Origin of the sequence: Paenibacillus sp. FSL H7-689 (assembly GCF_000517905.1) — a bacterium.
GTDB classification, from domain to species: domain Bacteria; phylum Bacillota; class Bacilli; order Paenibacillales; family Paenibacillaceae; genus Paenibacillus; species Paenibacillus amylolyticus.
The window spans coordinates 167,448-191,001 of sequence record NZ_ASPU01000007.1; the positions used below are offsets into that span (position 1 = coordinate 167,448).

Here is a 23,554-nt window from a genome sequence, read left to right on the forward strand (position 1 = left end):
GTATATGTCGCTTTGCTATTCTAATCTTCGGCGTATGCCAACACTACGTACGAGGAGGATATGCAAACAATGAGGAAAAAAGTGAGCATAGTGATCATTGCTCTGTTACTGGTCACGCAAATGATGCAGGGTTGGATATTTACACCAACAATGCATGCTCAGGATGAATTAACTAATTTGCCAGCCAGTGCAATCAGCGATACAGCATCAGAAGAAGGTTTGGCAGGTTCGGAAGAGGTCAACAACGTTGACGTTGCGGCCACTCCGGAAGAAGAGGGGGAGGGAAACCTCAACCAGAGCAGTTTAGCAATCGCAGCTGCAGGCCCGGTAATTACAGATCAATTGATTACCAGTGTGCAGATGTACAATCAGGCACCAGAAGACAACGGGAATGGCACGATTGAAGTCAAAGGAGATAAAATCGAGGATATTCGACCACGAATCCAGGATGAGGTGGCTGTAGTCTTTACATGGGGACTTGCAGATGACAACCACAACTACAGTGATGGCTCTACGTTCACCTTTAACTTGCCCGATAAATTCATCATCGGATCGCAGCTTAAGGGTAATCTGGATGGCGGTGTTGGGGAGTATGTGGTGAATCCAGATGGCACAATCATCTTTACCTTTAATGAACTGATCGAGCATGCGAAGCTGGAAGGCAACTTCTACGTGTGGATTAAGTTCGATGAGAGCAAGATGGAAGATGGCTTGAAACAACAGATAGACTTTAGTTCCGTGGGGCAGGGCATCATTGATGTACATTTTGCCAACACAGCCGTAGATAAGTTGAAGAAATCGGGAAGCGCAAACAAAAGTAACTTCAACTCGGATGAAATTAAATGGACTGTAGATTTTAACCAAGGCGAGAAGGCTATGAAAAATGCTGTTCTTGCAGACACGTTCCCAGCAGAGCTGGAGCTCAAGGGCAACATCGAAATTCGCGAATTGGAAGTGCAATTGAATGGATCTGTAAAAGAAGGCCCAGTAGTTCAAACGGAACCACAGTTTCCAATTCAATTGGGAGATACAGATAAGGCCTATCGTGTAACCTATACGACAAGTGTTAAAGCACCAACCACTGCTCCGTTCACCAACGTGGAGTATCAAAACCAGGTTGCGCTTACAACGGATCAGAGTGAGCACAACGAAACAGATATTGGCCGAGTTCGTGTGAGTTTTAATGAGCCTTTGAACAAATCAGGGCAAGAGAGTGCGTATGATCCGGTAACCCAGACGATCACATGGAAAGTGCAATATAACTACAATCAGCAAGAAATTATGCAAACGAATGCATGGATTGAAGACCGCTTTGATACGGCAAAACAGCAACTGATCAACAATTCCGTCAAAGTGTATCAAGTGGACATTAATGCAAGTGGAGCGGCTTCCAACAGAACACTGATCAATCCGAATGAATACACACTCGAAGCGATGGGTACAGGGTTCGATAATGGCTTCAGATTACATTTTAAGAACGATATTACAAAGGCCTATGAGATCGAATATGATACTCAATCTATTCATCGTGTGTATACAAACGACACCATTACGAACACAGTGGACATGTATGATGGTACTTCCAAAACAGGCCGAAGAGACATCCAGGAAGTCATTTTTGCAAAGAGTGTAAAAAGTGAAAACTTCAACACAAAAGAAATCGAATGGCAGATTGTTGTGAACCGTGATTTGCAGGACATGACGGATATCGTCATCACCGACAATTACGAAGGCAGACATATGAAACTGATTCCGGGTAGTCTTCAAGTGAGTGGTGTTAACAAAGACGACTTTGAACTGACTCCAGACCCGGCTGATCCAACGTATGAAAAAGGATTCTCACTTCGCTTGAAGGACGGCGTAACGCTCAGTACGGAGCATGTTATTACTTATAAAACAAGCTTTGATCCCACAGCGGGTATGCCAACGAATGATGAATATCGCAACTCAGCCAAGATCGATTGGGAAGAGTCTGATGTAAAACAGACTGCGATTACCAAAACTGCTGCGGTCAAACCGCAAGACTACACAATTCAAAATGGTAACAAAAAGGGTGAATATAGCGCCAAAGATAAAAAGATCACCTGGACAATCGATGTAAACTACAATTTGTTTGATATTCAGGATGCAATCCTTAAGGATGCTTACACTGGAGACCAATCTTTCGTAGACGGCTCATTGAAAGTTCATGAGTTAGAGTTGCAGGGAGCCAATAATGTTACTGCTGTGGGTAGCGAGGTTCTGCTCACACCTGGTCAATTCCAGTTGAACCCGGACGGTAAAGGTTTTGCGTTGGATCTGGGTAACATGGGCAAAATGGCTTATCGCATTCAGTACCAAACAAGTCTGGATGGACCATATTCTGTAGCAGGCGCATATGCCAACCAGGCTGTTCTGACGGATGGTGAGGGTGGTGCAATACGATTTAATAGATCAGCCAGTGTTACACCTGCCAACGGTGGTGTATACGTGCGCAAAACAGGGAAGCAAGAAGGTACAACGGATAAAGCATCATGGACGGTAAATATCAATCCAAGTCAATCTTTCATTCCTGCGGGTAACCAATTAACAGATACCTTGTCAGAGAACCAGATTTTATTGGCTGATTCATTGAAATTATATGCAACCAATTTACCTGCCAACAATTCAGGCAATGTATCCACCAAAGCTGGACTTGTTGATCCGGCTGATTATGAATTGGACGTGGAGGGCAATACATTTACCTTCACCTTCAAGAAAGATATCCAAACTGCATTCATTTTGGAATATCAGTCTTATATTAATGCCGATCATGGCGCCCGAATTGAGAATAAGGTTGAATTTGCAGGCCAATCTTCCTCGGTAATCGGAGAAGGTAATCAGTCGGGAATCAAAGTTTCCTTGGCTGGAGCTGGTGGAGGAGCCTCTACAGGTCTGGGCAAAATCAGAATTCACAAAGTCAGTGATACAGGAGTTCCGCTGGAGGGTGCAATATTTGCAATCTATAATGCGTCTGGAACTACGCTTCTGGAAACATTGAAACCAACGGACGAGAATGGTGTGGTTGAAAGCTCCAGAAACTATCGATTAAACAATCTAACCAACGGTGTACCTTATAAGTTAAAAGAATTATCTGCACCGGCAGGATATTTGGTTGATCCTGAATATGGCTCTGCCTCAGGTCAAACGATTGAATTTAAGGATGCGGATATTGCTTTTGAAATTGAAAATAAAAAGATTCGCCAAGGGTTTGAATTAACCAAGGTAGATGCGGTGGACTCCTCCAAGACACTTAAGGGTGCAACTTTCGAATTGTACTCCAAGGACGGCGCAACGCGAGAGAAAATCGATGAGTTAACGACAGGGGAAGATGGGAAGATCGCCAAAGGTGGACTGTTGCCAGGGGATTATGAGCTGGTAGAAGTCGTGGCACCTGAGTTTTATCAATTGGATGCTACACCAATTCCGTTTACCATTGTAGAGAATCAGACGGAGAGTATTACCTTGACGAAGTCTAATGCAATGGGTGCAGGTGGTAAACTTGTCGTTACCAAAGTAAATGCCAAGGATAAGTCTGTATTAAGCGGAATCGAATTCGAATTGCGTGATCGTTCCAACATTGTCATCGATACAAAAGTAACCGACCTAAATGGGGTCATTGAATTCGATGGTTTGGATTATGGTTCATATACATTGGTAGAGACCAAGGCAGAAGGCTTTGTTATTGAACAGCCGGAGACCCTTGTATCTATTATCAAACCAGAAACTCAAATAACCATTGAAAATAAAAAAAATGATCGTTCTGTTAAATTGATTAAAACCAATGCGGGCCGAACTCAGCACCTTCAAGGAGCTGTATTTGAATTACGAGCTCAAACTGCATTGATGGATGCAAATGGGAATTGGGAATTCCACAAGGTAACAGGTCTAGATGAAGCTTCACTGACAACCAATCAACAAGGTGAAATTGTACTTGAAGGCTTGGATATCAATAAATATCAGTTGGTTGAAATAAAAGCGCCTAACGGGTACATGTTGGAAACAACACCAGTACCATTCGAAATTACGAACATACAAACCGAAGCTGTAGTTGTGGAAAAAACGAATCAGGCTATCCCGGTATCGGGTGGTGGGTCTAGTGGACCTTATAATCCGGGAACACCTACTACGGGTGTAACACCAGATCCAGAGAAACCAGTAACTCCGGAACCAGGAAAACCAAATCCGTCGGTTCCAGGCACGGTTGTAACTGAACCTACAGAGTCTGGGGGAGGAAGCGAAAGTCCGACAGATGAAGATTCCGGGGTAGTGACACCGACACCAGGCGATTCCAACGGTGACGATACTGCACCTCCAGTTGGGGATACAGATGCACCTGATGGGGATGGTGCACTTGCACCTCCTGCTGGAACGGATACAGATGGATCACAGGGCAATGGAAATTCCGCATCACAGCCAAACGGAAATTCTGGATCTCAGGGAATGCTGCCACAAACAGGTGAAGAGAGCACAATGGCTTACACTGCTGTGGGCATGATGCTGATGGCGCTAGGTAGCGCGGGATTCATGTACTTCCGCCGCAGACAACAGCTTCATCGCTAGATCGAAACACGCAGTATCTAAAATTCATCGTGTGAGATAGAAATACCCTCTAGCAATCACTACGAAGACTTAGCGTCGACGTGTGAATATGCTAGAGGGTATTTTTTGGTGATATTTAGGGAGGATCAGGTCCCCGTAACATTTGGTTTCACTGCAATAGCTCTTACAATTAGGCGATGTGTTGGATTGACGAGTGGATCACAGGTAATCAAGGTAAGGACCTGTCCAAGCCCAGGATCCTCCAGCACAGATAAGTCAGTTGGCTCCACAACGGATATCTGATCTACCTTATATTGGATAATCGTTCGATCTGCCAGGGTGACTTCCATTGAATCACCAATCTGGAGTTCTCCCAGACGATTGAACAGTCGTCCTTTTTTGTGGGCGCGATGAGCGGCTATCGCAGCATTACCTTTGTTCCCGATACTGGTGGTTTCAACAAGATGGGTTGCAGCTACCTTCATGTTGGCTTCCGTTGCACCCTCCAGAATCGGTAAGCGGACATCAATCTTGTCAATCGATAACACCCCCAACGTATCCGATGAGACCTCTTGCACTGTACCTGTATTGTCAGTAGTCGGCTCGGCAGAAACTGCATCCTGTATGCCTTGTTCGAAGGAGTGATTAAGCTTAGACAAGCCGTTTTGCAATTGCTCCAGATCGTTCATGACACGGGTTTGCTGCCAGTCATAATACGTTTCCCGCAGGAAAGGAAAGCTGATGATCAGGATGCCCAATAGAACGAGCAGAATAGAGAATTTTTTCATTATACACCAACTCCCGTTGTCCAAGAAAAATAGTATACCTTTCTCTATTTTACTTACCGACCTATACAAAATATGGACAGGGACGAAAGGATGTACAGAAATGTTCGAAGGGGGAGGCCGATCCAAAACAAAACCTCCCCGTTTCGCTACAGTAGGAAAACTGCAACGCCACGGGGAGGTTTTATTAAATAGCCACTATTTACCAGTTGGTGAATCGGTAGGTGTGAAATCACATTCCTGCAGCGGCACCACTTTGGTCTTTTTGATCCATTTGTAACCGAGCCACAACACCAGGAACAGGGGTACGCTCAAGTAGGCAACGATGGCTCCACTCCAGTCGATCTGATCACCCGTGAATGCCTGATAGTTCTGTCCGATGATCACGATGATACACAGGACAAAAGCAAAGATCGGCCCAAACGGGAACCAGCGTGCACGGTAAGGCAGATCGCTCAGATCCCTGCCTTGTGCAACGTATGCACGACGGAAGCGATAATGACTGATAGCGATACCCAGCCAAGTGATAAAACCACACATACCGGATGCATTCAGCAACCACGTGTACACAATCCCATCACCGAAAAGCGAGGCAAGGAATGCCAACATACCAACGGCTGTTGTAAGCAAAAGTGCATTCATTGGAATACCCTTTTTGTTCAACTTGCCCAAGAAACGAGGGGCTTTACCGTCACGGGCAAGGGCATAGAGAACCCGGCTTGAAGCATACATGCCTGAGTTACCGGCAGAGAGTACAGAAGTCAGAATAACGGCATTCATGACGGAAGCCGCAATGGCGAGGCCAGCTTTCTCAAACACCAGTGTGAACGGGCTGACACCGATATTTTCCAGGTCACCTTTGAGCAGATTCGGATGCGTATACGGGATGATCAGACTGATCACGGTAATCGCCAAAATGTAAAAAATCAGAATGCGCCAGAATACCTGACGAATTGCACGAGGGACATTCTCGCGCGGGTTTTCACTTTCACCGGCGGCTACCCCGATAAGCTCGGTACCTTGAAATGAGAATCCAGCAGCCATGAACACACCAAGCACAGCGAAGAATCCGCCATGGATGGGAGCATCACCGATGGTGAAGTTGCTGAAACCAACGGCTTCTCCGCCCATAATACCAAAGATCATGAGCACACCAACGGCCAGGAAGATGATCACAGTAGCGACTTTGATAATGGCGAACCAGTACTCGGACTCTCCATAGCCTTTAACAGACAACACGTTCAAGGAAAAGATCAGCACGAGGAACAATAAGCTCCATAACATGGATGAACTGTCGGGGAACCAGTATTTAATGAGTACAGTAGCGGCAGCAAGCTCTGCTGCAATGGTTACCGCCCAGTTGTACCAAAAGTTCCAGCCCATGGCGAACCCGAGAGCAGGATCGACAAAACGTGCGGCATACGTATTAAATGAACCGGAGTCCGGCATAAAGGTAGCAAGCTCACCAAGGCTGGTCATTAGGAAATAAACCATGATGCCAACGGCCACATAGGCAATTAATGCTCCACCAGGGCCTGCGGTTGAGATGGCGGTACCACTTGCGAGAAACAGCCCGGTACCAATTGAGCCACCGAGGGCGATCATCGTCATATGGCGTGCGCGTAATCCTTTTTTCAGGGAAGGTCCAGTTGTTGTTGGGTTACTGCGGTCTTGCATGGAAACACTCCTTCATTCGATATACTGATGTTTGCGATACTTGAATTCATAAAAACAAAAAGACCACAGGCATCAGCCTGCGGTCTTTAATATTTCAATGTCCGCACCATGTCCCAGATGATTAAGATAGCTCAACACAGAAGAATTCATACCTTTATATAAAGGAAATGTACTTCCGTGACAGTTCTGCGCCTTTCGACAGCAGCCCCAGCTCACCGGACCGTATAAGGAACGTCCAGCGAGCTTCGGCGGGTACACCTTTCGGCTGATCTCATAAGCGGCTCCTTAGCGCCTCCATCAGCGTACTGATCGCACCCGCGACCTCTACCTCACCATCAATGGATGAGGTGTATCTATTGTCTATGAAATTATGAACAACACAACTTAACACCGTGTGTCCTGTTTAGTAAACAGACAATCAGTATAACGCGCATGGTTTTCCAGTGCAATAACAATTGTTGGATGTGAGGTCTGAGAGACGACTATTCCTCTTTTTTATTACGGCCAGCCATCTGCTGCCATACCGTTCCAGCAGCCTGTTCGCCTGATTCGATCCGCTCCAGAGCCATCTTGGCCTGCAGGCTGACTTCAAATTCAGGATCTTCAGCTGCAACGCGCAACGCTTGCTCTGCTTCTTCAGTTCCGACCTCATAGAGAAAACGTGCTGCACGCCAGCGTACAAGTTTACTTTTATCGGATAACGTAGCTGTCATGGCTGGAGTGGCGGCAGGATCACCGATATCCGACAAGGTATCCCCGGCAGTCCGGCGTACCGCAGGAGAACTGTCCTGAAGTGCTTCATACAGCAGTTCCATCGCTTCCGATGTACGAATGTCACCCAGGTATACGACAGCCAAGCGACGTATCTGCATTTTGTTGTCATGCAAGGCATGGGCTACGAGAGGCAGTCTTTCTGCCGTAGGCTCCATGCTGTCAAATGCCGCATAGCGAACATTCCAGTCTTCGTTTCGCAGAGCCTCTTCAAGTTCGGCTCCATCCAATTCACGGCGGCGCTCGACGAACTCTTCGGATTTGGTACCATGTTCAATGGCCTGTTGGATGACCTGCTCCAATCGTTCCGGCGGGTAAGCGGCTTCCAGTTCCTGCTCGACTTCACGTGCGATGTCCGGTAACTCACCATATCGAACACCGTAATCACTCAGTTTACGTTCTTTGATCATTGTTGCACTGGCGACTTCTGTCACGGCTTTGACAAAACGGTCTGACAACGAGATTCGTTCTTCCTTGACCCCGGCCTTGACCCTAATTTGCATCGGTACACCTCGGAAGAATTGTACAAATACCTGTGCTTCTCCGAAGTGCTCGCCTGAACCATCTTCGGATTCAATCCAGTCCAGATCGATGCCGTGCTGTCCAAGGCGATTTTGGACTTCGCCCAAGATAACGGACCAGTCGGCATTCCCTTTACGATCAAGTGCGACAAAGTCTGTTGTGTGGAACACACTCTTTACACCGGGAATATGAAGCATCTGGCGAATGAACGCCGGAGCAGATCGTTCGTTGTCCAGTGTATATGTTTTGCGAATTCCGTCCTCCAGACGTTCATCGAGATGTAACATCATCGTATTTGGACTCGGTGTTGGTTCAATGGAAACAATATTCATCAATGTAACCTCCTATAGTACCAGATTCATCTTTAACTTCCCGTAAATTAAATCACACGGGTATTTCTCTATTTTACATCAATGTGTGGAATCTGCGAAATCATCCAGAAGTGAAGTGGACGTGTCTAACACTTAATGTGAAGAAGTGCGAAATTTGTTAACACTTCTTTCATGTTCACGCACAAACATTTTTAAACGAAAATTGGCACAATAAAGATAAGAATCAACTGGAGGTATACCTATGGAACCCATTACCGTGCTCTCGGATGGAAAACGTCGTATTGCATATGAGAATATTATTCAATTGTTCACGAACTGGATTGAGGACTCAACATCTGGTTCTGCGATAGAAACACATCGGGGAAGTTGGGAAAATGCCCGTTATTGTATTGTTGATTATCAGGTTGCCGAAGAAGCGGTGTCAGCAGCAAATGCCATTCGGGCTTTTATGCCACAACTTCCGTTACTAGTCATTACGGATTTCCAATCCCTTATTCGGAAGCGTCACCTGCAAGAAATTACAGGTACGGGTGAGATGAAGATGATTCTCTGGAACGAGCAAGACCCGAATCAACTAATCAAGGATATGGAAAATTGGTTTCATTCTTCGTCTATCCATAACTCAAAAATAGCCATACCACCCATCTTATCCATGAGATAAAAGAGAGATATGGCCAAAGATGTTTAACTTTTTAATCGTTACGATCGTATTAGATCACATATTTATAGCCTGTTCCCCAAACCGTTTTAATATAACGTGGGTTCTTGGGGTCAGGCTCAATTTTTTTACGTAGACTTGAGATATGAACATCAATGGTACGATCCAGATAGGCGCGTTCGGAGCCTTTGATCCGATCCATCAGTTCATTGCGGGTGAACACTTTACCCGGATTGCGGTACAATTCCTTCATAATCTCAAACTCAATATGAGTGACCTCGATTTCAACGCCATCCACAAACAGGGTTCTTCTGTACTCATTCACATTCACATGTCCAGTAACCTCTGCCTGCTTGTCTTCTTTTACCGGTTTATCCTGATAGGAAATGATTGATCTTCGCAGCAGTGCTTTAATCCGGGCATCCAACTCTTTCAAACTAAATGGTTTGCACAGAAAGTCATCCGCACCATTATGCAATGCACGAAGTCGATCATTCAGCATGGTGCTTGCCGAGATCATCAGAATGGGCACAGTGGAGTGCTGGCGAAAGGCTTCTACGAGATCATTTCCATCCATTTCAGGAAGCATGAGATCCGTTACAACAATATCCGGCTGGAATTGTGGAAACAGTTGAAGTGCCTCGCGGGCATGATGAACCCGTTCAGTGATGTATCCTTCCTCCTCAAGAAAGAAAGCAATCATGTCGGCTAGATTTTTCTCATCTTCTATAAGAAGTACTTTGATAGTCATAGGGTCACACTCCTGGTGAAAATAATATGTTAAGAAAATGCTAAAAAAACAAGGTGAATTGCGAATAAATGCCGCAAATTTTTTAATGTTTCTATCCCAAAATATAGGATGTATATGTAGAGAAAGAATACGCTTTTTGAATGAACTTCAATATTCTAGCATGAATGCAGTTTGGTTGCCGATCAATCAGAATTTCCCAAAGCTACACCAAGTATTAATTACAGTATAATGGATCAGAACGAGTTAAGGGGAAAAAAGTAATATTGTATCCGCTTAAGTTTATAGGGGGAACCAACGTTGTTGTTGAAAACAGAAGAAAAAATGATCCATGAGGGCAATTGCCTATGGATCGTATAAAGGCAAGACAAATGCTGGATTGGGTCGTGTTGAAACTGAGAATACCCTGGATTGGGACCAGCATTCTGATCATTCTGGGCACACTAAGCACTATTTTTCCGTTTACTTTATTCTATGGTGTACAGTTTATGATTGGTAGCGCCGCAGCACTCATTGCTCTTCGTTTGCATGGGGCCATCTATGGATTTGTCACCCTTACAGTTATCCATCTCCTGAATACCGTCTTTGTCGGCTTTGTGCCGCACAATTTAACTGTCATGCTTGCCCACTTCATGGAATTAATCTGGATGCTCGTTTGGCAGATCCGCTGGAAGAATGGCAGCTTAATCAAGGCTAATGCTGTCTTTTGGGTAGTCATGTTACTTCCTGTTATCTATGCCGGGCATTTTATGTTGGGTTTAAATATAGACGATTTGAAGTATGAGTATATGTATATTGCTGTGATTGGTATGGTGAATGCGCTGATTGCGGGAATTGTAGTTGATTTTTGGATCACCACGGGTGAACACAAGTCAAAACGCATGGGAACCATTCCATTAACAAGAATTGCGTTTAAATACGTAGTCGCCTTTGTGGTATTTGTTTCTCTCGTACTGTTATCCGCAGATAGCCGCAGACAATTGGGTCAAATGAATGATGCCATATTACGTGATATGAAATATGCAGCAACTGCGGTTGTTCAGGATCTTGATGAAGAGTACGTTACCTCTGAGAATATGGATCAGAATATGGCGCGTTATCATCATCTACTGGGTGTGAATGTGATTCTGCTGAATCGCAATGATACAGTCGTCGCTTCTGGTTTGAATACACTACAGGTGGGCGAGTATCTGGACATGGACAGATTCCGTCTTCTGAAGTCGAGGGATAACCTCATTCTGTTAAGTTCCGCAAATATCCATTACAGCGATGTATTGAATCATTGGAAACAAGCCTCTTTTATCTATGAAGCAGAAATGACAAGGTTAACACCTTATCGGGTATTCATTGTGACTGACTCGTCCGAGTATTACCCCCGAATCGAATCCATTTATCTGACCACGCTGCAATCCCTGTTCATCATCATCGTGGCTTCCATGATCGTAGCGGCTCCTCTCAGCAGTAAGGTTGTTAGCCCGCTGTTAAGACTGACCCGAATGACAGGCTCTCTTCCGAGACTGCTGTTTCGAAATGGGAAGATGGAGTGGCCAACCAGCCATGTAACCGAAGTACAGATCCTGATTGGCAATTTACGCAAAATGGCCGATGTGCTGCTGGAACAATTCGAACAGATTCGTCACGACAAGTTAACGCTGGAGGACAGGGTTATCGAGCGTACCAAGGAACTCAAGAATAGTGAAGAGGTCAAACGTGCCATTATTGAATCCTCTATTGATGCGATTATCGCTGTGGACTCCAATGGGCTGATCGTTGAGTTTAATCCGGAGGCTGAAAGAATGTTTGGATTGCGTCGGGAAGAAGTGATCCTGCACAAGGAAGCGCCATCTCTTTTTCAAGGGGCCAGCTGCAAGGAGATCAAGAATTTGCTTGAGCGATTTGAATATGTTGAAGGTAAAAGATACACCATCGTTGAAGAAATTTCAGGTATCCGACGGGATGGTTCCGTATTTCCGATTGAGTACAAAATTGTTGAGATCCAGTTGGGCAAAAATGAGACATTATATAACCTGTTTATTAAGGATATTACGGAGCGGACCAGAGCAGAAGAAGATCGTGTACGTCATGCCCTTGCGCTGGAGAAGCTGAACTCGGAGTTGTTCAATGAGAAGATTGCCATCCAGGAACAGCGAGATATCAGTGAGCAATTTATTGAATCCGTACGAGAAGGGCTCGTGATGTCTGATCGATCAGGTACCATAACCATCGTCAATCGAAGGATAGAAGAGATGTTTGGTTTGGGTGATTTTATGGGCAGATCCATTGAGGATTTGGCGCAGGCGATTGATACGATGGTATTAACGGACAACTTCAATCTGATGGAACAGACGAGAGCATTCCTGAATGGAGAAACGGCGTTTATCGAGACCGAATTTATATTCAATAATGTGGATAAAAGTGTATTTTCCTTGTACATGAAGCAGATGGATGTCCCCGGTAAAAACCATGGGTTTCTGCTGGTGTTCCGTGACCGAACAGGAGAAGAACGGCTGGATCGGATGAAAAATGAGCTGATCAGTGTGGTATCTCATGAGCTTCGAACGCCTGTAGCCACCATTATGGGATATGTGGAACTTATGATGATGTATGACCTTCCGGCAGCTCAACAGCGGGAATTCATGCAGACCATCTCTTCGGAGGGCAAGCGGCTGAGCAGTTTGCTCGATGATGTACTGGATATTCAACGTCTCGACAACGAAGGTATGACTTACCACATGACGTATGTACCGCTGGTTGAGTTGGTAGAAGGGGTTGCCGAACAGTGGAATATGAAGTCTGCCCAACGTATCTACGTGCATACGTTTAATGGAGACTTTTTTGCTTATGCTGACCAGAACAGGATGGTTCAGGTTCTACATAATCTGGTGGGCAATGCAGTCAAGTATTCTCCGGGAGCCGATCGTATTGATATTACGTTATGGGAAGAAGAGGAATGGTTATGTCTTGATGTGCGTGATTACGGAATAGGTATTGCGGAGCAAGAGAAGGACATGCTGTTTAATAAATTCTATCGGGTCGATAATTCGGATCATCGGCAGATTGGTGGAACAGGAATTGGCTTGTACATTTCCCGTAAAATTGTAGAGGATCACAAGGGTACGCTGACTTTTATATCTGCACCGCACAAAGGAAGTACCTTCAAGGTTCGACTGCCCAAGCAGGACGTATTGGTCTGAATTTAATGAAGAATGAAGAAATGTATTCCACTTTTTTTATGAATAATGTTTATGTACGAGACCTACGGATAGAGCCTTTGCCCTTCAGCGCGTGAGCGTGATAAGGGGAAAGGCTTTTTTTGTTTTTCAATTTCCCCGGATAAAAAAACAACTTCTTTTGCAAACTGTCTATAGAGCCATAATTTGCATCCCATGCAAAAGGAGGACGGCAGGTATATGTTCCGTAAACAAGAGAAAACACTCATTATCGTCTGTCTGGTTGCAGCTGTGGTTGTGCTGTATGCCGTTGTGAAGAGCATCATCCGAATCATGAGTTATTGAGATACATGTTCAAGCAGAGGAACTGCTGTCGTACATAACGATTATGTGAAAGAGGAGTGTAACCATGTCATCCCTGGACCCTGTTTTGCTCAGCCGGATACTAACCGGCCTTACCCTGTTTGTACACATTATTTTTGCCTCTATCGGTGTAGGTGTTCCACTTATGATTGCCTTGGCCGAGTGGCGAGGACTCCGAACCAATGATATGCATTACACCTTGCTGGCACGCCGGTGGGCACGAGGTTTTGTCATCACCGTTGCCGTGGGCGTTGTTACAGGCACCTCGATCGGATTACAGCTCAGTCTGCTGTGGCCGATGTTTATGCGGGTAGCGGGGCAGGCAATCGCCCTGCCGCTGTTCATGGAGACGTTTGCCTTTTTTATAGAGGCGATCTTTCTTGGAATTTACCTCTATACGTGGGATCGTTTCAAAAAGAAATATACGCATATGCTGCTGTTGATTCCGGTAGCTCTCGGCTCATCTGCATCTGCGATTTTTATTACAACGGTGAACTCCTTCATGAACCAGCCTCAGGGATTTACCCTGATTAATGGCATCATGAAGGACATTCATCCGATTGCTGCCATGTTGAATCCGGCAACGCCAACCAAAGTGTCCCATGTACTCGCTTCATCCTACACCTTGAGTGCAGGTATCCTGGCGGGGATAGCCGCCTTCAGTTTGCTTCGGGGACGGGATCATGTGTATTACAAAAAAGCACTGAAACTCACGACGGTATCTGCGCTCGTATTTGCCATCAGTACCGTCATGATCGGCGATTCCTCCGGTAAATTTCTTGCGAAATATCAGCCGGAGAAGCTGGCTGCCGCAGAATGGCATTTCAAGACGATGAAAGAGGCACCGCTCGTTTATGGGGGGATTTTGGATGAGAACAATGAAGTGAAATACGCGATTGAGATTCCTTATGCACTTAGCATTTTGGCGGGGAATCGTCCCGATACGGAAGTGAAAGGTCTCGAAGAATTTCCGGCGGATCTGAGGCCACCACTGTCCATTCATTATATGTTCGACCTGAAGGTCACAACGGGAGTAATCATCCTGATGATTCCTGTGTTATATGTATTGCGGCGCTGGTTGCCAGGGCGTAAGCCATACCCCAAATGGCTGTTGCTTGGCATCGTCTTGCTGGGGCCTCTGGCCATGATTGCGATCGAGTTGGGGTGGATGTTCGCTGAAGTTGGCAGGCAGCCTTGGATCTTACGCGGATATATGAAGGTGGCGGAAGCGGCCACGACGTCAACTTCGGTAGGATGGATGTTAGTGTTGTTCATATTGCTGTATCTGATCCTGTGTTTCTCGTGCATTCGGGTACTCAGCAAGCTGTTCCGTAACAAGGAAGCAGAGAAGGAACTAGAGTCTCTGGGGCTTGAAGGAGGGATCGTGCATTGAGTTTCGAAATTGCAGGCATCGCAATATTGTGGACGTTTTTGTTCGGTTACTTGATCGTTGCGTCGATTGATTTTGGCGCCGGGTTCTTCAGCTTTTATAGCATTTTGACCGGGCATGAGAACAAAATTCATAACATCATTCAGCGCTACCTGTCTCCTGTGTGGGAAGTGACGAATGTATTTTTGATCTTTTTTGTGGTCGGACTGGTCGGGTTTTATCCGGACAGCGCCTTTTATTACGGGACGGCTTTGCTGGTTCCAGGTTCCTTGGCCATTGTACTGCTTGCGATCCGGGGCGTGTATTACGCCTACAATACCTATGGCAATCATGGGCAGAACAGCCGGATCTATATGGCATTGTACGGGGCGACGGGATTGCTGATTCCGGCGGTATTTTCCACCATTTTGGCGATATCCGAAGGCGGGATCATTGAAGAGGTGGGCGATCAGGTGTTTTTTCGCTGGCGTGAATTTTTGACGAATCCCTATACCTGGTCGGTTGTTTTGCTTGCACTGGTTAGTGTGCTGTACATCTCGGCGATGTTTCTTTCCTATTATGCAAAACGGGCGGGGGATGAGCCGGCATATGAGGTGCTTCGAGAGTACGCGCTGCTCTGGAGTTTGCCTACCATTTTTGCAAGCTTTCTGGCTTTTCTGCAGATTAACAAACAGAATCCCGAACACTTTGAGCAGATGGTAAATATTTCGTGGATGTTCATCGCTTCGTTTATTTGTTTTGTCATTGCTGTGTCGCTGGTGTGGAGAAGTAAATATCTGGGTTGGTGTTTTGTTGCTGTCATGCTTCAGTTTGCCTTTGCCTGGTATGGTTACGGGCGATCTCACCTTCCGTACATATTGTATCCTTACATCAATATTTACGACGGCTTTACGAATCGCACGATGGGGATTGCGCTCATTACAGCGTTTAGTCTGGGGTTACTCGTGCTCATTCCTTCGCTTGTGCTGATTATGAAGCTGTTCCTGTTTGATGCCAATTATGTGCGCGGTAATTCTGGTAAAAAGAAAGGATGAGTCTGTTCATGGTCACTACTGAGGGAGTCACGGGGATACCCGGTATAACCGGATTGAGCTTTTTTGAGACATTCACCATTATGTATGCCCCTCCACTGATCATTGCGGCTGCTATTGTCTTTCTGTTTGTATATCTGGCCGTATATAAGAACCCAAAGGATTGATTGGTTGGTACGTCCATTCCCGTTTGGGGTAATCTGTTGTTAAGAAATGAGGAAGGGAGGAGGGCCCTTTCATGCCGAAAATCCGTTATAACAATATCGATAATGTAAGTACGGACAAAACGCTGAAGGAATTCAAACAATGGAGGGAGCAACGGCGGAGCAAAGTGAAGGACTACTCCTACACCGTGCCCAAACACCCGCCTGAACTGGATTATCTGCATGCCAACCGGGATGACACAAGTATTACCTGGATTGGTCACTCCACGTTTTTCATTCAATATTATGGATTGAACATCGTGACTGACCCGGTGTGGGCCGAAAAAATGGGATTTCAACGCAGGCTCGGTGCCCCCGGCATTCCGATTCAGGATATTCCACCGTTGGATGTGATTCTGATATCCCATTCCCACTATGATCATCTGCATCTGGCTTCCTTGCGTAAGCTGATTACAGCCAAGACGTTGCTCATCGTACCCGATGGTCTGAAGCGCAAGATGATTCGCAAAGGATTTCATCGATGCCAGGAGATGAAATGGTGGGATCATATGACACTTGGCGGAGTCAAAATAACTTTTGTTCCTGCACAGCACTGGACGCGCCGAACGTTGTTTGATACCAATACGTCTCATTGGGGCGGTTATGTATTGGAATCGAATCATTCGGCAACGAATTCAGCAGTGGAAAGTGCTACAACAACGAACAATCAGGATGAATCATCCAAGGAATCAGGGAAGAACGAAACATCCAAACCATCAGGCGGTCCGCCTGTGTTGTATTTTGTAGGTGATACAGGTTACTTCCAGGGTTTCAAAACGATTGGAGAACGCTTTGACATTGGGGTTACCCTGATGCCCATCGGTGCCTACGATCCGGAATGGTTCATGACTTCTCAGCATGTGACACCTGAAGAAGCGCTGCAGGGGTTCGTTGAATCCGGCTCACAGCTCATGGTGCCAATGCATTACGGCACATTCAAGCTGGCGGATGATACGCCCAAGGAAGCGCTGGATCGGCTGGAAGTTGAACGTGAACGTTTAGGCATTGGTAAAGAGCGGATTCGGGTGCTTGGTCATGGCGAAACACTCCGCATTCACCACGAGGAAGGTAAACAGGGCTAACAAAAGTGAGCCAAATATGTTAATGTAGGGATATGCCTGCATGAACAGTACATTTACCAAATCTTTAATAAGTAAAAAGCGGCCAATTTTCGAATTTGCCGCTTTTTTGTGTTATAATATGGTGCCAGAATAGGCATCGGGATATTGAATCCATGATTTACGCAACTTGCTATTCATGCAGTATGCAGATTAACCAATAAAGGATGGTATGCTTAATGATCAGTACAAGCGGCATCACGCTCCGCTACGGAAAACGTGCACTTTTTGAAGATGTAAATATCAAATTCACGCCAGGGAACTGTTACGGCCTGATCGGCGCCAACGGAGCCGGCAAATCAACATTCTTGAAAATTTTGTCTGGTGAGATTGAAGCCAACTCGGGAGAGGTGCACATCACCCCGGGCGAACGTATGGCCGTTTTGAAGCAAAACCACTTTGAATATGATGAGTATCCGGTTCTCGAAACGGTAATTATGGGTCATAGTCGTCTGTATTCCATCATGAAAGAGAAGGATGCTTTGTATGCGAAGGCAGACTTCACAGAAGAAGACGGTTTGCGTGCAGGTGAGCTTGAAGGGGAATTCGCTGAGCAAAACGGCTGGGATGCTGAACCAGATGCAGCGGCGCTCCTGATCGGTCTTGGCATTGTTCGTGACATGCATGACAAAAAAATGATAGAGCTGAGCGGAAACGAAAAAGTCCGTGTATTGCTGGCACAAGCGTTGTTTGGCCGTCCAAACAACCTGTTGCTCGATGAGCCTACCAACCACTTGGATCTCGAATCCATTCAATGGCTGGAGAACTTCCTGATGGATTATGAAGGTACCGTTATTGTGGTATCCCATGACCGTCACTTCCTGAACAAGGTATGTACGCATATCGCAGATATTGACTTTGGTAAAATCCAGATGTACGTAGGTAACTATGACTTCTGGTATGAGTCCAGCCAATTGGCACTTGCTCTGCAGCGGGATGCCAACAAGAAAAAAGAAGAGAAGATTAAAGAGCTGCAAGCCTTTATTCAACGTTTCTCTGCGAACGCTTCGAAGTCCAAACAGGCGACTTCCCGGAAGAAAACACTCGACAAAATCACATTGGATGACCTTCGTCCATCCAACCGTAAATACCCGTTTATCAACTTCAAGCCTGAACGTGAAGCAGGTAAACAATTGCTGACGGTAGATCGTATTGACAAATCCATCGATGGTGTGAAAATGTTGAATGATGTGAGCTTTGTGGTGAACAAAGGTGACAAAATTGCATTTGTTGGCCCGAACGGAAATGCCAAATCACTGTTATTTGATATTCTCATGGGTGAAACCGAAGCAGATAGCGGCGAATATACTTGGGGTATAACGACGACTCAGGCTTATTTCCCGAAAGACAACTCTCAGTATTTTGACGGTGTAGACATGACTCTCGTGGATTGGCTCCGTCAGTATTCGAAAGATCAGGATGAAACGTATCTGCGTGGATTCTTGGGCCGTATGCTGTTCTCCGGTGAGGAGTCCCAGAAGAAGGCTAGCGTACTCTCCGGGGGGGAGAAGGTTCGTTGTATGCTGGCAAAAATGATGCAGACAGGTGCAAACGCACTGATTCTGGATGAGCCAACGAACCACTTGGATCTTGAATCCATCACAGCACTGAATAACGGTATGATTGACTTTGACGGCACAATGCTGTTTACATCCCATGACCATCAGTTCATCCAAACGATTGCTAACCGGATTATCGAAATTACGCCAACAGGCATCATCGATCGCCAAATGAGCTATGACGAATATCTGGAAAGTGATGAAATCAAAGAACTGCGCAATAAAATGTATCCGGTAGAAGCTTAAACTAAGCATCATCTGCGGCACATGATTATAGAAACACCAAAGAACCGCAAGCCTCTGTGAAGAGGGCTTGCGGTTCTTTTTGTAATTCAATGGGTTTCTCTGCGGCTTTAAAACCTAAGATCCACCAGTACGGCGACGTTGGTTGTTAGGCTTTTTGTTGTTTTGACTCTTCATCGCTTTAGGTCCGCCTTCAAAGTAGGCGCTGGATTGGTTACCAGAATTTGCTTGTTCTTTCTTTTGCGCCAGTTTTTGGCGTATAGCATCCTGCAAACTGACCTTTTTCGGTTCGTTATTTTCGCTCATCGTTATTTCCCTCCCGGTCTTACAGTGAGCCGTCCAGATTGGACGGGATGTACCTATTTTATACGTTTTATAAAAGCCCCACAAGGGCAACCTGATAAAATGCTCAAAACCTTTGGTTTTACCCAGGCCAACATTTTTTCTCAATAACTACAGCCCTGCCGTCTGGCAACTTTGTTTCGGCTTGCCTACAGCAATGCAACCTGGCAACACTGTTTCTGTAGACCCACACGCTCCGCATTTGGTAACATGGAAAAACCGTAATACGAAACGTTAAAGGGGTGTCGCCCGGTTTGAACGCTTATGAAGAAATTCGAAAAGGGGAGCGAGGGGCTTGGGTTAGTATCGTAGCCTATCTCGTCTTGTCCGCTTTTAAGCTGATCTGTGGATATTTATTTGCTTCCAGCGCCTTGCTGGCCGATGGTTTTAATAACCTTACAGATATTGTAGCATCCATTGCTGTATTGATTGGGCTTCGGATCTCCCAGAAACCACCTGATTCGGATCATGCCTATGGTCATTTTAGAGCGGAGACGGTTGCTGCTTTGGTAGCTTCATTTATTATGGCTATGGTTGGGCTGCAAGTATTGGTTGAAGCCGTTCGCTCCTGGTATGAAGGAGCCTTTGTTGCTCCAAACCTGTGGGCGGCAGCGGTGGCTGTAGTCTGTGCTGTGGTGATGTTAGGCGTGTACCGTTACAATCACCGTCTGGCAAAACAAATTAATAGTCAGGCTCTGATGGCTGCGGCGAAAGATAATCGTTCCGATGCCTGGGTCAGCATAGGCGCTGCAATTGGAATTATAGGTGCGCAGTTTGGACTTCCATGGCTGGATAAAGTAGCTGCCATTGCTGTAGGTCTGTTGATCTGCAAAACGGCTTGGGAGATTTTTCGGGATTCTACACATCGTCTTACCGACGGATTTGACCAGAAGGAACTGACGGATCTCAGATCCTCCGTAGCACGCGTTCCCGGTGTTGAGATGATCAAAGACGTGAAGGCACGTGTGCACGGCAGTCATGTACTTGTGGATGTAGTCATTGAAGTGGACGGAGGCCTAAGCTTGATTGAAGGCCATCAGATCTGTGACCGTGTTGAAGAGCGGTTGAAGCGATCGCATAACATCATGCATGTACATGTACATGTGGAACCAAAGACGGAAGAAGTCACAAGGAACCCTTGAACAGGGAGTGAACATCTTGGAAAATGAAAAGAGGACAGCCGCGATTGTGCGTGCTGTCCTCTTTACTTATCGTTAGAACGATTATACGATGTTATTGAATGGCAACGTGGATCCACGCTTTGCCTTTCCAAGTGTATACTTGTACCCACTCGCCGCCATCGAATCCATCAACCACTTCACCTGTTGTATCGATGACTTGGGAACCTAATGCACCGATTGGTTTACCGTTAGGTGCATCATAGAACCAAGTGCGCTCCAGAAGGTTCAGCAACATCGTTGGTGCCAGTACTTCATCACCTGGTTTTACGAGTGGCTCTTCAAACATTTTGTCATCTGTAGTCGTAGCTGGCGTTTCAGTTGTAGTTGAAGTACCTTCTGCACCTGTAGTGTCTACTGTTGTACCTGTTACAGTCTCAGCAGTACCTTCTACTGTTTCTACAGCAGGTTTGTTCACTTCAACAGCCGGAGTTGTTGTGGTCGATGGTGTTGTTGTAGCCTCAGTTCCTGTTTCCGGATTTACCGTTCCAGTAACCGCTTCCTCCGCACCCGCAGCGGCAGCCATCGAACCCATCAACGTTAAAGCAGCGGCAAAACTTACGATTTTTTTCATTTTGTTTTTCCTCCTCGGTAGGTATGTAAAATGTTGTCCTGATTACAAGTAACCAAGCAAGCACCCTTATGAATCACAAATTATAACAATATTTTCTTGCATTCTCCAGTGTCAACTGGCTCATATGTGGGTATATAGCAAGCCTGTAAATATCATACTTCAGTGGGATAAAACCGGGTTGGCTATCTCAAGAAGGTCCTGTTTTTTTTGGGATTCATACGAGAGCGGATTGGAATAAAGCAGAAGGGAGTGCAATACATAATATAGAAAAGTTGACCTATGCCTGAACGCACAAAAGCCAATCGGCTTGGGAGCACGATCGGCTTTTGTATGTATTTCGTTTAGTAAACACTCAGTCATATCAGAGCCTGAGGTTATCGCATTCGGCTACGTCCCGTAATCAGGGAGATTACGAACAGTACAACAAAGATGAAGAAGAGTACTTTCGCGATTGAAGCAGCTGCTTCAACAATACCGAAGAATCCAAAAATACCTGCTACCAGTGCAATAATTAGAAATAATACAGACCATTTCAACATAAGTATTCATCCTTTCGTATAATTGATTGTGGAGTGAGTTGTGTTCACCTCACCGCCTTGTGTAGTCTAACTTTAACCGAGTGCTAACCGCTTGAAACATTGGTTTTTTTTCCAAGCGAAGGCATATATGAAGGGATATATAATATTGTTTCGTCCGGGAAATCGCCGGGTAACTATAGCAATAACAAACTGATGCACATATGGAAAGAGAGGTTCTTCTATGATCTATCAAATTAGCGTGGCCCTGATTGCAGTGGCATTTGCAGTACTGGTATTCTTTTTAATTCGTACCTTGAAATCCGCTCAGGGTTCTTTGGACAATGTCTCACAGACATTGCAGGAGGTACAGAAAACCATTGACGAACTTAGTTATGAAGTGAAGCAGACGGTAAGACATGCCAATGATATTACGGTGGATGTACAACACAAAATGAAAAAAATTGATCCTGTTATGGAATCTGTTGAAAATCTGGGAGAAGTGTTAAATGAAGTGACGGCAGCAGCCAAACAAGTTTCCACAACGCTGATGGCGAAATTTCAGACCAAACGTAACAACGCTGAACAGACCAAGCATGCTGAAGCGGTTCATGTAACTGCACCGCCTGCTACATCAACGGATCGTACCCTGCAATCCTATGAAGCTACATATAATGGTGAAGCTAAGGGCGGGAAAAACTGGATGAAGTATGTTGATGTTGCAGCGAACGTATGGCAACGGATGCGCAAGTAACATGACCGCTTTGTAACCCATGAAGAAGCCTTCAGAGCGGTGATGAACCTGATGAAAGGGTGAGAATCATGATGAAACTACTGCTTGTGATGTTTAGCGTAATTTCTCCCTTTTCCGTTCAACCGGCAGCGGTACCCGCTGCTCACGATATGCAATGGACGGCAATGGAAGAGAAGGCGTCAGAGGTAACTCTGGCTGTTGATCGATCCGAGACTTTCCAGCATTTTCGGACTCTGAATGGCATTTCTCTGGATGACACCATGGATGATTTGTTGGCCAATAAGGGCCAGCCGGGGCATAAGCAGGAAGATCCTTATCTGGGATGTCCTGAATATCACTTTCATGATGTGAAGGTTGGCTTGTGTGAAGATACGGATGTCATTCAATATGTGCATATCGATGCATCTGAGAATCACATCATGTTAAACGGAAAGAGAATTGAGATGAATATTGAAGCGATCCATCATGCTCTAGGGAAACCTTATTATGTGGCAGAGGACGGAGAAGTGTTTCTCCGTGGAGACCAGGCTCTGAAGGTATATATGAAGTCAGGATCTCATCAGATTGAAGGCATTGATCTTTTTGATGACACAGTTTCCTAGGATTGGTTATTACCAAATCGTTTCAAACCCATATAGTATGGTTATATACTAAGTAGCTCGATACAGAAGATTAAATCAGAGGAGAGTGGAAACGATGAATTCAACCAATGAGCAAGCTTATGCAAAAGTGGTAGAAAACGGAGTCCAGGCGGTAGAAGCGGTGAAAGAATTGCAGATTACCGGATACCTTGCTGATCAAATCTTTGTTCTCGCCCATGAGAAGGATCGTACAGATCGAATTGCCGATACAGCAGATGCCAAAGAAATTGGCATAAAGGAAGAAGGCGTATTTGATTCCTTGGCGAATCTGTTCCGCTCACGTGGTGATGAACTCCGGGCCAAAATTGTTTCGATGGGCTTTACCGAAGCCGAAGCGGACTTCTACGAGAGTGAACTCGACAAGGGTAAAGTACTCGTTATTGCTAAAAAGAAAGATTAACTCGATAAGTTGAAGTTTGC

19 protein-coding genes and 1 riboswitch are annotated in these 23,554 nt (G+C 45.5%); of the genes, 12 read left to right on the forward strand and 7 right to left on the reverse strand.

The genetic code is table 11. The features are described from left to right. Positions 1-69: 69 nt before the first annotated feature. Positions 70-4,581: a collagen binding domain-containing protein gene (locus C170_RS05055; protein ID WP_051447017.1), complete on the forward strand. Its 4,512-nt coding sequence runs from the start codon at positions 70-72 to the stop codon at positions 4,579-4,581. Positions 4,582-4,706: 125 nt separating this feature from the next. Here the strand turns inward: C170_RS05055 and C170_RS05060 are convergent, their stop codons facing one another. The 3 genes from C170_RS05060 to C170_RS05070 form a co-directional block, all read right to left on the reverse strand. Further along, positions 4,707-5,348, reverse strand: coding sequence for a class D sortase (locus C170_RS05060; protein ID WP_036606954.1), 642 nt, complete (start codon positions 5,346-5,348; stop codon positions 4,707-4,709). 195 nt (positions 5,349-5,543) lie between these two features. Continuing rightward, on the reverse strand, positions 5,544-7,022 hold the full coding sequence (locus tag C170_RS05065) for an amino acid permease (RefSeq protein ID WP_036606957.1): 1,479 nt from the start codon (positions 7,020-7,022) through the stop codon (positions 5,544-5,546). Between the two features lie 119 nt (positions 7,023-7,141). After that, a riboswitch (Lysine riboswitch) is annotated at positions 7,142-7,357 on the reverse strand. Between the two features lie 147 nt (positions 7,358-7,504). Then, positions 7,505-8,647, reverse strand: a complete 1,143-nt coding sequence (locus tag C170_RS05070; RefSeq protein WP_036606960.1) for a virulence factor — start codon at positions 8,645-8,647, stop codon at positions 7,505-7,507. 241 nt (positions 8,648-8,888) lie between these two features. Between C170_RS05070 and C170_RS05075 the strand changes: the two genes are divergently transcribed. Beyond that, positions 8,889-9,308, forward strand: a complete 420-nt coding sequence (locus tag C170_RS05075; protein WP_036606962.1) for a hypothetical protein — start codon at positions 8,889-8,891, stop codon at positions 9,306-9,308. 49 nt (positions 9,309-9,357) lie between these two features. Here the strand turns inward: C170_RS05075 and C170_RS05080 are convergent, their stop codons facing one another. Then, entirely contained in the window at positions 9,358-10,056 is a 699-nt protein-coding gene (locus C170_RS05080; protein WP_017692253.1) for a response regulator transcription factor, read from the reverse strand. Between the two features lie 344 nt (positions 10,057-10,400). On the opposite strand from C170_RS05080, the gene C170_RS29965 reads away from it, so the two are divergent. The 6 genes from C170_RS29965 to C170_RS05105 all read left to right on the forward strand — a co-directional run bounded on the left by C170_RS29965 (position 10,401) and on the right by C170_RS05105 (position 19,133). Then, on the forward strand, positions 10,401-13,247 hold the full coding sequence (locus C170_RS29965) for an ATP-binding protein (RefSeq protein ID WP_051447018.1): 2,847 nt from the start codon (positions 10,401-10,403) through the stop codon (positions 13,245-13,247). Between the two features lie 385 nt (positions 13,248-13,632). Further along, positions 13,633-14,979, forward strand: coding sequence for a cytochrome ubiquinol oxidase subunit I (locus C170_RS05090; protein ID WP_036606964.1), 1,347 nt, complete (start codon positions 13,633-13,635; stop codon positions 14,977-14,979). Further along, on the forward strand, positions 14,976-16,010 hold the full coding sequence (locus tag C170_RS05095; protein WP_036606967.1) for a cytochrome d ubiquinol oxidase subunit II: 1,035 nt from the start codon (positions 14,976-14,978) through the stop codon (positions 16,008-16,010). Before C170_RS05090 ends, C170_RS05095 begins: the two co-directional genes overlap by 4 nt. Before the next feature lie 8 nt (positions 16,011-16,018). Then, on the forward strand, positions 16,019-16,174 hold the full coding sequence (cydS, locus tag C170_RS30670; protein WP_155985027.1) for a cytochrome bd oxidase small subunit CydS: 156 nt from the start codon (positions 16,019-16,021) through the stop codon (positions 16,172-16,174). Between the two features lie 71 nt (positions 16,175-16,245). After that, entirely contained in the window at positions 16,246-17,292 is a 1,047-nt protein-coding gene (locus C170_RS05100) for an MBL fold metallo-hydrolase (RefSeq protein WP_036606969.1), read from the forward strand. A gap of 215 nt (positions 17,293-17,507) precedes the next feature. Next, positions 17,508-19,133 (forward strand): ABC-F family ATP-binding cassette domain-containing protein, encoded by a 1,626-nt coding sequence (locus C170_RS05105; RefSeq protein ID WP_036606972.1) that lies wholly within the window; start codon positions 17,508-17,510, stop codon positions 19,131-19,133. Positions 19,134-19,247: 114 nt separating this feature from the next. Here C170_RS05105 and C170_RS05110 read toward each other — a convergent pair whose 3' ends face one another. Next, positions 19,248-19,436, reverse strand: a complete 189-nt coding sequence (locus C170_RS05110) for a hypothetical protein (RefSeq protein WP_017692261.1) — start codon at positions 19,434-19,436, stop codon at positions 19,248-19,250. A gap of 290 nt (positions 19,437-19,726) precedes the next feature. On the opposite strand from C170_RS05110, the gene C170_RS05115 reads away from it, so the two are divergent. Then, positions 19,727-20,614, forward strand: a complete 888-nt coding sequence (locus tag C170_RS05115) for a cation diffusion facilitator family transporter (RefSeq protein WP_036606974.1) — start codon at positions 19,727-19,729, stop codon at positions 20,612-20,614. 91 nt (positions 20,615-20,705) lie between these two features. On the opposite strand, the gene C170_RS05120 is transcribed toward C170_RS05115, so the two are convergent. Beyond that, positions 20,706-21,224, reverse strand: a complete 519-nt coding sequence (locus tag C170_RS05120; RefSeq protein WP_051447019.1) for a hypothetical protein — start codon at positions 21,222-21,224, stop codon at positions 20,706-20,708. Between the two features lie 374 nt (positions 21,225-21,598). Then, on the reverse strand, positions 21,599-21,763 hold the full coding sequence (locus C170_RS30365) for a DUF1328 domain-containing protein (RefSeq protein WP_017692264.1): 165 nt from the start codon (positions 21,761-21,763) through the stop codon (positions 21,599-21,601). A gap of 220 nt (positions 21,764-21,983) precedes the next feature. On the opposite strand from C170_RS30365, the gene C170_RS05130 reads away from it, so the two are divergent. The 3 genes from C170_RS05130 to C170_RS05140 all read left to right on the forward strand — a co-directional run bounded on the left by C170_RS05130 (position 21,984) and on the right by C170_RS05140 (position 23,534). Continuing rightward, positions 21,984-22,493: a DUF948 domain-containing protein gene (locus C170_RS05130; RefSeq protein ID WP_036606976.1), complete on the forward strand. Its 510-nt coding sequence runs from the start codon at positions 21,984-21,986 to the stop codon at positions 22,491-22,493. Between the two features lie 68 nt (positions 22,494-22,561). Continuing rightward, positions 22,562-23,095, forward strand: a complete 534-nt coding sequence (locus C170_RS05135; protein ID WP_036606978.1) for a hypothetical protein — start codon at positions 22,562-22,564, stop codon at positions 23,093-23,095. 94 nt (positions 23,096-23,189) lie between these two features. Next, on the forward strand, positions 23,190-23,534 hold the full coding sequence (locus tag C170_RS05140; RefSeq protein WP_017692267.1) for a general stress protein: 345 nt from the start codon (positions 23,190-23,192) through the stop codon (positions 23,532-23,534). The last annotated feature ends 20 nt before the right edge of the window (positions 23,535-23,554 follow it).